This is a genomic window from Cedecea neteri, from assembly GCF_000757825.1.
Lineage (GTDB): Bacteria > Pseudomonadota > Gammaproteobacteria > Enterobacterales > Enterobacteriaceae > Cedecea > Cedecea selenatireducens.
In genome coordinates this window covers 475,972-488,127 of record NZ_CP009451.1, presented here as the reverse complement: position 1 = coordinate 488,127, position 12,156 = coordinate 475,972, and the positions used below count along the sequence as shown (strand labels likewise).

8 protein-coding genes are annotated in these 12,156 nt (G+C 55.9%); 4 read left to right on the top strand and 4 right to left on the bottom strand.

Annotated features, from left to right (window positions below):
* Positions 1-61 precede the first annotated feature (61 nt).
* From JT31_RS02185 to paaY, 3 genes are all read left to right on the top strand, one after another.
* Positions 62-1,249: a glycoside hydrolase family 5 protein gene (locus JT31_RS02185; protein ID WP_038472852.1), complete on the top strand. Its 1,188-nt coding sequence runs from the start codon at positions 62-64 to the stop codon at positions 1,247-1,249.
* Positions 1,250-1,375: 126 nt separating this feature from the next.
* Entirely contained in the window at positions 1,376-2,302 is a 927-nt protein-coding gene (gene paaX, locus JT31_RS02180) for a phenylacetic acid degradation operon negative regulatory protein PaaX (protein WP_038472850.1), read from the top strand.
* 14 nt (positions 2,303-2,316) lie between these two features.
* The gene (gene paaY / locus JT31_RS02175; RefSeq protein WP_038472847.1) at positions 2,317-2,913 is read left to right on the top strand and encodes a phenylacetic acid degradation protein PaaY; all 597 of its coding nucleotides are present in this window, start codon (positions 2,317-2,319) and stop codon (positions 2,911-2,913) included.
* Between the two features lie 107 nt (positions 2,914-3,020).
* Here paaY and JT31_RS02170 read toward each other — a convergent pair whose 3' ends face one another.
* Both JT31_RS02170 and azoR read right to left on the bottom strand, forming a co-directional pair.
* Positions 3,021-3,980, bottom strand: a complete 960-nt coding sequence (locus JT31_RS02170; RefSeq protein WP_038472527.1) for an IS110 family transposase — start codon at positions 3,978-3,980, stop codon at positions 3,021-3,023.
* 261 nt (positions 3,981-4,241) lie between these two features.
* On the bottom strand, positions 4,242-4,847 hold the full coding sequence (gene azoR / locus JT31_RS02165; RefSeq protein ID WP_008459208.1) for an FMN-dependent NADH-azoreductase: 606 nt from the start codon (positions 4,845-4,847) through the stop codon (positions 4,242-4,244).
* A gap of 213 nt (positions 4,848-5,060) precedes the next feature.
* Here azoR and hrpA point away from each other — a divergent pair, with 213 nt between their 5' ends.
* The gene (gene hrpA / locus JT31_RS02160; RefSeq protein ID WP_038472844.1) at positions 5,061-8,960 is read left to right on the top strand and encodes an ATP-dependent RNA helicase HrpA; all 3,900 of its coding nucleotides are present in this window, start codon (positions 5,061-5,063) and stop codon (positions 8,958-8,960) included.
* 33 nt (positions 8,961-8,993) lie between these two features.
* Here hrpA and JT31_RS02155 read toward each other — a convergent pair whose 3' ends face one another.
* Both JT31_RS02155 and JT31_RS02150 read right to left on the bottom strand, forming a co-directional pair.
* Positions 8,994-9,650, bottom strand: a complete 657-nt coding sequence (locus tag JT31_RS02155) for an O-methyltransferase (protein WP_162473295.1) — start codon at positions 9,648-9,650, stop codon at positions 8,994-8,996.
* A 73-nt stretch (positions 9,651-9,723) separates the two neighbouring features.
* Positions 9,724-12,021, bottom strand: a complete 2,298-nt coding sequence (locus tag JT31_RS02150) for an FdhF/YdeP family oxidoreductase (protein ID WP_038472838.1) — start codon at positions 12,019-12,021, stop codon at positions 9,724-9,726.
* Positions 12,022-12,156 lie beyond the last annotated feature (135 nt).

Here is a 12,156-nt window from a genome sequence, read left to right as displayed (position 1 = left end):
TGACAATCCCCCTCTACTAACCAGCAATACTGCAGTCTCTTTTGTTACCGAGACATTTGCCATGAAACTTAAAGTACTCCTGGCAGGGCTGGCCCTGATCTCTGCCTCATCTTTTGCCGCTGACAGCCTCGCTTTCTGGGATTTGCCGCAGCACGGCGGCAACAGCTTTAACCGCCTGCCGCCTGACCAGGCCTATTTTTCTGCTCTTAAGGGCTACGGCGCCACCTGGGTAAGGCTGTCCTGGGATAAATGGCAGCCGGAGCAGCGTGATTTTTTGTTGGGGAATGCCGACAACTATCAGGGGCTGATGAAGCAGGATCTGCAAACGCTCAAAGACACGCTGGCCCGCGCCCATGCCGCCGGGCTTAAAGTGGTGATTACGCCGCTTTCGCTGCCCGGTATGCGCTGGGCACAAAACAATAATGGCCGGTTTGACGACCGGCTGTGGCAGGACAAACGCTACTGGCAGCAAAGCGCGAAGTTCTGGCGCGATCTGGCCGCACAGCTAAAAGATAACCCGGCTGTTGCCGCGTACAACCTGATCAACGAGCCTGCGCCAGAGAAGCGGGCGGGGCTGCCGGAACACGCCTCACCGGAGGAAATGAAGGCCTGGTATAAAAAACAGCAGGGTACGGCGAGAGACCTGCCTGAGTTCTATCAAACCGTTATTAAAGCGATACGTGAAGTCGATAAGACCACGCCTGTAATGGTAGATAGCGGCTGGTATGCCGCCGCCGACAGCTTCAGCTACTGGCCTTCAGCCCTGGACGACAATCGCGTGCTCTACAGCTTCCATATGTACGAACCCTACGACGCGACCAGCGCACCCAACCTTAAACGTCTGAAGCCCTATGCCTATCCCGGCGTCGTCCCTTTCGGCGGCAAACAGGAAAAATGGGACGGTGAACGCGTGGCCGGCTATTTGCAGCAGCCGTTTTCGTGGGCTAAGCAGCGCGGCGTGGCAGAGAATCGCATGGTGGCCGGTGAGTTTGGCTGTATGCGGCAGCTGGCCGGGTGCCGTCAGTATCTCGAAGATGTCCTCCGCGTCATGGATAAAACGCAGGCCCACTGGGCATTTTACAGCTTCCGCGAAGATGCCTGGGACGGCATGGATTACGAACTCGGGAAAAGCAAAGTGCCCTGGTCGTACTGGAAGGCGATTGATGCGCATAAGCGAGATACTTTACCGCGCCATGCCACGCCCGAGTTTGAGCCGATAAGCCGCCGGCTGGCATCACCCACGCGATGAGTTAAGCGTTACGCACTAATGCCAGTTGATGGGTATTTTGAATCATAATGACTAATTCAGTCATGCTCTATGGCTTTATTATGCTATGTTTTTTCTCAGGAATTCCCATAGCGGCAATGAGGCAGGATGAGCAGCAAACTCGATCAGTTTATTCAGCAGGCCGTCAGCGCGGTGCCCATCAGCGGCACTTCGCTGATTGTTTCTTTATACGGCGATGCGCTGGCCCATCGCGGCGGCGAGATCTGGCTGGGCAGCCTGGCGGCGATGCTGGAGCCTTTAGGATTTGGCGAGCGTTTTGTCCGGACGTCGCTTTTCCGCCTTAATAAAGAGGGCTGGCTCGACGTGGAGCGGGTGGGGCGACGCAGTTTTTATCGCCTGACGGACATGGGCCAGAGAATGACCCGCCGTGCGGAGTCCAAAATTTACCGTGCCGGCCAGCCGGCCTGGGACGGGAAGTGGCTGCTGCTGCTTTCTGAAGGTCTGGAAAAAACCACGCTGCAGCAGGTGAAAAAACAGCTTATCTGGCAGGGCTTTGGGGCGCTGGCGCCAAACCTGATGGCTTCTCCCTCACAAAATCTGGCGGACATTCAAAGCCTGCTGCACGAGGCGGGCGTGGCCGAGCAGGTTATCTGTTTTGAGGCCGAATCCCCGCTGCAAACATCGCGCGCGGCGCTAAAGTCCCGCGTCGAAGAGTGCTGGCTTTTGACCGATAAAAACGAACGCTACGCCGAGTTTATTCACTCCTTCCGCCCGCTGCTGCCGCTGCTGCGCGAGGCGGGAAGCGATGAACTGACGCCGCAGCGCTGTTTCCAGATTCAGCTGCTGTTGATCCATTTCTACCGTCGTGTTGTGCTGAAAGATCCGCTGTTGCCGGACGAACTGCTGCCGCCGCACTGGCTGGGGCAGAGCGCCCGTCAGCTGTGCATCAATATCTATCAGCGGGTTGCCGCCGGTTCACTGGCTTACCTCAGCGAACTGGGCGAAACTTCGGTGGGTGATTTGCCTGCCCCGGTAAGCGGCTACCACACGCGATTCGGCGGACTCACACCCTAAAATAAGGAGCCCGTATGTCCATTTATCAGATTGATGGCCTGACGCCGGTTGTCCCGGAAGACAGCTATGTGCATCCCACGGCGGTGCTGATTGGCGATGTTATCCTCGGCCACCGCGTCTACATCGGCCCTAATGCCAGCCTGCGCGGCGACTTTGGGCGCATCATTGTAGAAGATGGGGCGAACGTGCAGGATAACTGCGTAATGCACGGATTTCCGGAGCAGGATACGGTTGTGGAGCAGGACGGCCATATCGGCCACGGCGCAATTCTTCATGGCTGCCGCATCGGCAAAAATGCGTTGATTGGCATGAACGCGGTCATTCTGGACGGCGCGCAAATTGGCGAAAACTCAATTGTCGGCGCGGCGGCCTTTGTCAAAGGCAAAGCCGAGTTTCCGGCGAATACGATGATTATTGGCAGCCCGGCGAAAGCGATCCGTGAGTTAAGACCGGAAGAGCTGGCCTGGAAAAAACAGGGGACGAAGGAGTATCAGGATTTGGTGATTCGCTGTCAGCAAACGATGCATCAGGTTGAGCCGCTGCGTGAGGTAGAGGCGGGGCGTAAACGTCTGGTGTTTGAGGATTTGCACCAGCCTAAGAAAAGCGGTTAATTCCCCTCACCCCGGCCCTCTCCCCAAAGGGGCGAGGGAGAAAACAAAAGCTATGGGAAACATTGTTTATCCCCTCTCCCTTCCAGGGAGAGATACCGTCTTGTCGGTTATCCGGCAAGCGGTATTTCAGCGTTAAATTCACGCCCTGATTTCACCACCCCATAAGCCAGCTGTAGCAGCTTTCTCATTCCTGCACACACGCGTTCTTTGCCTGTCTTCCCCCTGCTCGCCATCCGGGTCATCAGGTCTTTCACCACTTCATTACATCTTCCCGCCACTACCGTAGGCATATACAGCACGCTACGCAGCTCACGGCTCCCCACTTTTGACAACCTGCTCTTTCCCTTCCACATCCCGGACTCACAACGTCGTGGGTTCAGCCCTGCATAAGCCACCAGAGCCTTACTGCTCCTGAACCGCCTCAGGTTTCCCGCGAAGGCCAGAAGACTCGTACTCAGCACATCTCCCACTCCCGGGATACTCTCCAGCAGCGCTTTGTCTTTTCTCAGGTCCGGGTCATCATCAATGTGCTGTCTGATTTTCTTTTTGGTTTCTTTTATCAGTTCATCCAGCGTGGCGATGTGCTCTTTTAACGAGCCAGTGATGACCTCATCTGCGGCCTCCAGCCTGTTCTCTTCCATCTGACGCATCTCTTCAAGATTTTTAAGATGCCGCACCAGCGCGGTCAGCTGTCGCTGGCTGAGAGGAGCCGGATGCCATTGGGCTGGCTGATACAGGGCACAATACCGTGCTATCAGGGCGGCATCGCTTTTATCCGTTTTGTTTCGGGTCAGTTCGGTGTTACTGAAGGCATGAATGCGGGCAGGGTTTTCCAGGCTGACGCGATAGCCGCCATCGGACAATGCCGTGGCGAGTTCCGTGCTGTAGCTGCCCGTCGCTTCCATACAGACATGACAGTCCCCAAAGCGGGTCAGCCAGTGAATAAACTCACGACATCCCGCAGGCGTGTTAGCAAACTTTTTAGTTTTGTATTTCTGACCAGGCAGCAGGACAGCGACATCAAATTTTAGCTTAGCAATATCAACGCCGACAGAAGTGAGGGTCATCTGATTCTCCGTAACCTTATGAATAATATCGCCAGACCATCCTTATATGTGGGTGCTCAGAGGCACAGGATACCGTTCGGTCTTGAGGCGACAGGGAATAAGGTTGCCGGGGCATAATCTCTCCCACGGGCTCGGAAGCACCAGGGCCAGGGGATGCTCACCGGCAACCTCCCGATGATCAGTCGGGGATCTTCCCCGCACTGGCGGGGAAGTTCAAGACATAAGGGTTAGGGTGAGGGTTAGTCACTCCAGGAACAAATCTTACGCAGCAACGATGCTGTCGATAGCGGCTTTCGCGTCAGTTTGTGCTTTAGCAGCCACTTCCGGGCCGTAACCAAAACCTTCAGCAAACACGTAGTTCACGTCGGTGATCCCGATGAAGCCCAGGAACACGTTCAGGTATGGCACCAGCAGGTCGGTTGGGGTGTCTTTGTGGATCCCGCCGCGGCTGGTCACAACCAGGGCACGTTTGCCGGTCACCAGGCCTTCAGGGCCTTTCTCGGTGTAACGGAAGGTGACGCCAGCGCGAGCCACCAGGTCGAAGTAGTTCTTCAACTGGGTAGGGATGTTGAAGTTGTACATCGGCGCGTTGAACACAATCACGTCGTGCGCTTTCAGTTCGGCAATCAGCTCATCAGACAGCGCCAGAGCTTCCTGCTGGCGCGGCGTCAGTGCCGCATCAGAAGGGCGCAGAGCACCGACCAGTTCGCCATCCAGCACCGGAATTGGGTTTGCTGCCAGGTCACGAACGGTGATTTCGTCAGCGCTGTGTTTTTCACGCCATTGTTCAACAAAATAGTCGGACAGCTGGTTGGACTGAGAGTAACCTGCCAGGATGCTGGATTTCAGAACTAATACTTTGCTCATGGGGTGATTCCTTAGTGTTTGGTCAGTCGGACAATGTGCCCGTTCGCTAGGACTTAATGTATTCACAATCCGATTACAGAGATAGCGCAATATATCGAACCCTATATTCGAATTTATTGAACAAGGCGCTAAAAATCGGGGTGTGGTAAAATAGCTGAAATCAACGCCGTGACTTATCCGGTTGTGCCCGGTAGCGAAATAACGATAGATAAAATGGAAATGACTAAACCCTCGCTGTCCTCTTTGTTTGCCCGTCTTGACGGGCTGATGCTCCGCGACAGACAACGCTTTTCTCGCCGTCTTCACGGCGCGAAGAAAATTAAAAACGCTGATTCTCAGCAGGCCTTATTCGACACGCTGGCCGCAGAAATAGACGCCGCGGCGGCTAAAGTGCTGCTGCGCGAAGCCGCGCGGCCGGCGATTACCTATCCTGAAAACCTGCCCGTCAGCCAGAAAAAACAGGACATTCTTAATGCCGTGCGCGAAAACCAGGTGGTGATCGTGGCGGGTGAAACCGGCTCGGGCAAAACCACCCAGTTGCCAAAAATCTGCATGGAGCTGGGGCGCGGTGTTAAAGGCCTGATTGGCCACACTCAGCCTCGCCGCCTGGCGGCGCGTACCGTGGCAAACCGTATTGCGGAAGAGCTGCAAACCGAACCCGGCGGCTGCGTAGGCTACAAGGTACGTTTCTCCGACCACGTCGGCGATAACACCATGGTCAAGCTGATGACGGACGGGATCCTGCTGGCTGAAATTCAGCAGGACAGGCTGCTGATGCAGTACGACACCATCATCATCGATGAAGCCCACGAACGCAGCCTGAATATCGACTTCCTGCTCGGCTACCTGCGCGAGCTGCTGCCGAAGCGCCCCGATCTGAAGATAATTATTACCTCGGCAACTATCGACCCGGAACGCTTCTCGCGCCACTTTAATAACGCGCCGATTATCGAAGTTTCGGGCCGTACTTATCCGGTGGAAGTGCGCTACCGCCCGATGGTCGAAGACAACGACGATACCGACCGCGATCAGCTGCAGGCGATTTTCGATGCCGTTGACGAGCTTGGCCATGAAAGCGCGGGCGATATTCTGATCTTCATGAGCGGCGAGCGGGAAATTCGCGATACCGCAGACGCGCTGACGAAGCTTAATTTGCCGCATACGGAAATCCTGCCGCTCTATGCTCGCCTGTCCAACAGCGAGCAGAACCGCGTTTTCCAGGCCCACGTCGGGCGGCGTATTGTGCTGGCGACCAACGTCGCAGAAACCTCGCTGACCGTGCCGGGTATTAAGTACGTTATCGACCCGGGTACGGCGCGTATTAGCCGCTACAGCTACCGAACCAAAGTCCAGCGCCTGCCGATTGAGCCGGTTTCTCAGGCTTCGGCCAACCAGCGTAAAGGCCGTTGCGGTCGCGTGTCGGAAGGGATCTGTATTCGTCTTTACTCCGAAGACGACTTCCTGTCGCGCCCTGAGTTTACCGACCCGGAGATTCTGCGAACCAACCTCGCGTCGGTCATTTTGCAGATGACGGCGCTGGGGCTGGGCGATATTCAGGCGTTTCCGTTCGTTGAAGCGCCGGATAAGCGCAATATCCAGGACGGCGTACGCCTGCTGGAAGAGCTGGGCGCCATTACCAGCGATGAAGATCACAGCGTTTATAAACTGACGCCATCTGGTCGCCAGCTTTCACAGCTGCCGGTCGACCCGCGCCTCGCCAAAATGGTGCTGGAAGCGCAGAGGTTTGGCTGCGTGCGTGAGGTGATGATCATTACCTCCGCGTTGTCTATTCAGGACCCGCGCGAGCGCCCGATGGACAAGCAACAGGCGTCGGACGAGAAACATCGCCGTTTCCACGACAAAGAGTCAGACTTCCTGGCTTACGTGAACCTGTGGAACTACCTCGGCGAGCAGCAAAAAGCGCTCTCGTCGAATCAGTTCCGCCGCCAGTGCAAGCTGGATTTCCTGAACTACCTCCGCGTTCGCGAATGGCAGGATATTTATACCCAGCTGCGGCAGGTGGTGAAAGAGCTTGGCCTGCCGGTGAACAGTGAACCCGGCGACTTCCGCGCGGTACACTCGGCGTTGCTGACGGGACTTTTGTCCCACATCGGGCAGAAAGATACGGAAAAACAGGAGTATACCGGGGCGCGAAACGCTCGTTTCTCCATCTTCCCTGGCTCCGGCTTATTTAAAAAACCACCGAAGTGGACGATGGTGGCCGAGCTGGTGGAAACCAGCCGCCTGTGGGGGCGCATCGCTGCCCGTATCGATCCAGAATGGATTGAGCCGCTGGCGCAGCATCTGATTAAGCGCTCCTACAGCGAGCCGCACTGGGAGAAAGCCCAGGGCGCGGTGATGGCGCAGGAAAAAGTCACGCTTTATGGCCTGCCTATTGTGGCGGCGCGTAAGGTGAACTACAGCGACATTGACCCGGCGCTGTGCCGCGAGCTGTTTATCCGCCACGCCCTGGTGGAGGGCGACTGGCAAACCCGTCACGCTTTCTTCCGCGATAACCTCAAGCTGCGGGCAGAAATCGAAGATCTTGAGCATAAATCTCGCCGCCGTGACATCCTGGTGGACGACGAAACGCTGTTTGAGTTTTATGACCAGCGCATCTCTCATGAGGTGATTTCCGCGCGCCATTTCGATAGCTGGTGGAAAAAAACTGGCCGCGAAACGCCGGATCTGCTGAATTTCGAAAAAAATATGCTGATCAGGGAAGGCGCGGAGCAGGTCAGCAAGCTGGACTACCCGAACTTCTGGCATCAGGGCAACCTGAAGCTGCGCCTGACCTATCAGTTTGAGCCTGGCGCGGACGCCGACGGCGTAACGGTTCATATCCCTCTGCCGTTGCTTAACCAGGTTGAGGAGGCCGGTTTTGAGTGGCAGATCCCTGGCGTGCGCCGTGAACTGATTATCGCCCTGATCAAGTCTCTGCCGAAGCCGGTGCGACGCAACTTTGTCCCGGCCCCTAACTATGCGGAAGCGTTTTTAGGCCGGGCTACGCCGCTGGAACTCCCGCTGCTGGACAGCCTTGAGCGCGAATTCCGCCGTATGGCGGGCGTGACCATTGACCGGGAAGACTGGCACTGGGATCAGGTGCCCGATCACCTGAAAATGACCTTCCGCGTAGTGGACGAGCACAACAAAAAGCTGAAAGAGGGTAAAGACCTTAGCGAGCTGAAGGGCGGCCTGAAAGATAAGGTTCAGCAGACGCTGTCCGCCGTGGCGGACGACGGCATCGAGCAGAGCGGACTGCACATCTGGAGTTTTGGTTCGCTGCCTGAAAGCTATGAGCAGAAACGCGGCAACTACCGGATGAAGGCCTTCCCGGCGTTGGTGGATGAAAAAGAGAGCGTGGCGATTAAGCTGTTTGATAATCCGCTTGAACAGCAACAGGCAATGTGGCGTGGGCTGCGCCGTCTGCTGCTGCTGAACATTCCGTCGCCGGTGAAATACCTGCATGAAAAGCTGCCGAATAAAGCCAAGCTTGGCCTCTACTTTAACCCGTACGGCAAAGTGCTGGAGCTTATCGACGACTGCATTTCCTGCGGTATTGATAAGCTGATTGCGCAAAATGGCGGGCCGGTCTGGAGCGAAGAAGGGTTTGCCGTGCTGCATGAAAAAGTACGCGCAGAGCTGAACGACACGGTGGTTGAGATTGCCAAACAGGTCGAGCAGATCCTTACTGCGGTATTTAACATCAACAAACGGCTGAAAGGGCGTGTGGATATGACCATGGCGCTTGGCCTGTCGGATGTTAAGGCGCAGATGAGCGGCCTGGTTTATCGAGGTTTTGTGACCGGCAACGGCTATAAGCGCCTCGGCGACACGCTGCGTTACCTGCAGGCTATCGAGAAGCGGCTGGAAAAAATGGCTATCGATCCTCACCGCGATCGTGCGCAAATGCTGAAAGTGGAAAGCGTGCAGCAGGCATGGCAGCAGTGGTTGAACAAGCTACCGCCAGCCAGCCGCGAAAACGAAGAGGTGCAGGAGATCCGCTGGATGATAGAAGAGCTGCGCGTCAGCTATTTTGCCCAGCAGCTGGGAACCCCGTATCCGATTTCCGATAAGCGTATTTTGCAGGCGATGGAGCAGGTAGCGCTCTGATATCAATCCCTTTCCAGCTGGAAAGGGGTTGGCTCATTTCACTCTTGCCAGTGTAAAACCATCCCAGCCTTTACTGCCGACCGTTTGTAGCGCGGTTACAGAAAGGCCTGTGTGGTTTCCCATCATTTCGATAAAGGTTCTCACGCCCTGAACGCGATCGTCGTCGCTGTTGGGGTTGGCAACCTCACCGTCACGCACCACGTTGTCCCCGATAATTAGCGTGCCAGGGCGCGAATATTTTAATGCCCATTCCAGATAAACCGGGTTATTAGGCTTATCGGCATCGATAAAAATCAAATCGAACGGCGCTTCATTACCCAGATGGGCGAGCGTTTGTGCCGCCGGGCCGATATGCAATTCAATAGTTTTTTCCAATCCTGCGAGCTTAATATTTTTTTGCGCAACTTCGGCGTGACGAGGGTCGGCTTCAAGCGTAACCAGCTTGCCGTCAGCGGGCAGGGCTCGCGCCATCCAGACGGAACTGTACGCTCCCAACGTACCAATCTCGAGGATTTTGCGCGCGCCGGTTATCTCCACCAGCAGCTGAAGGAATTTCCCCTGGTTAGGGGCTACATCGTGGGCGGGTAGCCCAGCGGCATGATTATTGTCGAGGATTTGTTGGAAAACGGTATCGGAAGGGATCAAAGCACTGACGAGGTATTCATCTACATCGGACCACTGCTGCATCACTAACTCCTTGGGGCGGGGTAAGATTTCCCTCTCCAGTAGGAGAGGGCCAGGGTAAGTTCATTCCATAACAAATTCAGGCGATTCGGCGCTTATCTTCCGCTTCGCTACGGGTAATTTTCACCGGAACGGATTTTGACGTCGGCGTGCCGGTGCCGTCCCCAACGCTGCCAAGCGGCACCAGCGGGTTGGTTTCCGGGTAATAGGCCGCGAGGTTACCGCGCGGAATGTCATACGCGACCAGCTTAAAACCTCTGACTTTACGGGTAATCCCGTCGTGCCAGACGGTTTCAATATCGACTTTATCACCGTCGTTCAGACCCAGCTCACCCATATCATCAGGATGAATAAACAGGACATCACGCTGGCCGTAAACGCCGCGATAGCGATCGTCCAGGCCATAAATCGTGGTGTTGTACTGATCGTGAGAACGCAGCGTTTGCAGCGTGAAGGGGGCCGTTACGCCTTCCCACAACGAGTCAGGCAGTGGGGCATGGCTGAATTCCGCTTTACCGCTCGGCGTATTAAACCGTAGTTCAGCTGCCGCATTCCCCAGATAAAATCCGCCGGGTTCTTCGCAGCGCTGATTGAAGTCTTTAAAGCCGGGCAGGGTGGCGGCAATATGATCGCGAATAAGGTTGTAGTCGTCGGCAAGCTCGAGCCAGTCGAGTTTGTTTCGGCCTAAAACCGCATCGGCAATGCCGGCCACAATGGCGGTTTCCGAACGCTGCGTATCCGCAATCGGCTTACCGATGCCTTCGGAGGCGTGCACCATGCTGAAGGAGTCTTCGACGGTGACAAACTGCCGCCCGGTAGCCTGCATATCTTCTTCAGTGCGGCCCAGAGTGGGCAGAATCAGCGAGGCTTTGCCCGGCACGAGGTGGCTGCGGTTAAGCTTGGTGCTGATGAACACGGTCAGGCCGCAGCGGCTAATGGCTTCTTCCGTTCTTGGGCTGTCCGGTGCCGCAGCGGCAAGGTTTCCGCCCAGCGCAACCAGCACTTTTATTTCATCGCGCAGCATGGCGGCCAGAGCTTCAACGGTGTTGTGGCCGTGCTCGCGCGGAGGCTCAAAATCAAAGTGGTTGGCCAGGTTATCCAGCAGGCTTACCGGCGGCTTCTCGTCAATCCCCATCGTGCGGTTGCCCTGCACGTTGCTGTGACCACGCACCGGGCACAGGCCAGCGCCAGGGCGGCCTAAATGCCCTCCGAGCAGCTGCAGGTTAACGATTTCACGCACGGTATTCAGCGAGTGTTTATGTTGAGTGATGCCCATGGCCCAGGTAAAAATGACCCGTTTTGAATGCTGCCAGATTGCTGCGGCGTCGCGGAGCTGCAGTTCGCTCAGGCCGGACTGCTGGGTGATTTTCTCCCAGCTGGTTTCATCGATGGCGGTAAACCAGGCGTCCACGCCCTGGGTATTGGCGTCGATAAATGCCAGATCGAATACGCCTTCTTCGCCTTCGGTAATACGGCGGCGATGGGCTTCCAGCAGTGCTTTGGCCATACCGCGAACGGCGGCCATGTCGCCGCCCAGATTCGGTTGGTAATAGTTGGTGCTGATGGTGCCCGCCAGCGGGGTGATAACTTCCAGCGGCTTTTGCGGATCGGCAAAGCGTTCCAGGCCGCGCTCACGCAGCGTATTAAAGGTGACTATCTGGGCACCGTTTTCCGCCGCATGACGCAGGCTGTGCAGCATTCGCGGATGGTTGGTGCCGGGATTCTGCCCAAAGACAAAAATGGCGTCGGCTTTATCAAAATCATCCAGTCTGATGGTGCCTTTTCCTACGCCGATGCTGCGCTTCAGCCCGCTGCCGCTGGCTTCATGGCACATGTTTGAGCAGTCCGGAAAGTTATTGGTGCCCAGCATGCGGCCAAAAAGCTGATAAAGGTAAGAGGCTTCATTGCTGGCGCGACCGGAGGTGTAGAGTTCAATCTGATCCGGGTTATCCATTGCCTTGATATGTTGCGCAATCAGGCTATACGCGCTGGCCCAGCTGATGGGTTCGTAGCGGTCAGTTTGCGGATTGTAGCTAAGCGGTTCGGTAAGGCGGCCCTGGTATTCGAGGAAATAGTCGCTTTGTTGATAAAGTTTACTGACGCTGTGTTGAGCAAAAAACTCGCTGTCGATAAAACGGCGAGTGGCTTCCCAGGTGACGGCTTTAGCGCCATTTTCGCAGAAGCTAAAGGTGCTTTTGTTATCGTCACCCCAGGCACAGCCCGGGCAGTCAAAGCCTTTAGCCTTGTTCATGCGCATCAGGTTGCGCAGGTTTTTCAGAGCATGTTTGCTGTCGATGACGAAGCGGGTGGTCGCTTCGAGAGAACCCCAGCCGCCCGCTGCGGCCTGGTAAGGCTTGATAGCCGATTTGAATTTCATATGGCAGGTGTCACTTGTTATGGTTGATTGCGCAATAACACAGATGAGTTGCTTACCTTTAGTTTACTCCTGATTAACATTTGTGGAAGCGCTAACGTCAATCGGCGGTCAACGAAACGGCCAGGGTCGAGTAAA

Bases quoted from the DNA above. Each gene is read 5' to 3' on its own strand.
- paaX (WP_038472850.1), top strand. From the start codon at position 1,376: ATGAGCAGCAAACTCGATCAGTTTATTCAGCAGGCCGTCAGCGCGGTG.
- azoR (WP_008459208.1), bottom strand. From the start codon at position 4,847: ATGAGCAAAGTATTAGTTCTGAAATCCAGCATCCTGGCAGGTTACTCT.
- JT31_RS02185 (WP_038472852.1), top strand. From the start codon at position 62: ATGAAACTTAAAGTACTCCTGGCAGGGCTGGCCCTGATCTCTGCCTCA.
- paaY (WP_038472847.1), top strand. From the start codon at position 2,317: ATGTCCATTTATCAGATTGATGGCCTGACGCCGGTTGTCCCGGAAGAC.
- hrpA (WP_038472844.1), top strand. From the start codon at position 5,061: ATGGAAATGACTAAACCCTCGCTGTCCTCTTTGTTTGCCCGTCTTGAC.
- JT31_RS02150 (WP_038472838.1), bottom strand. From the start codon at position 12,021: ATGAAATTCAAATCGGCTATCAAGCCTTACCAGGCCGCAGCGGGCGGC.
- JT31_RS02170 (WP_038472527.1), bottom strand. From the start codon at position 3,980: ATGACCCTCACTTCTGTCGGCGTTGATATTGCTAAGCTAAAATTTGAT.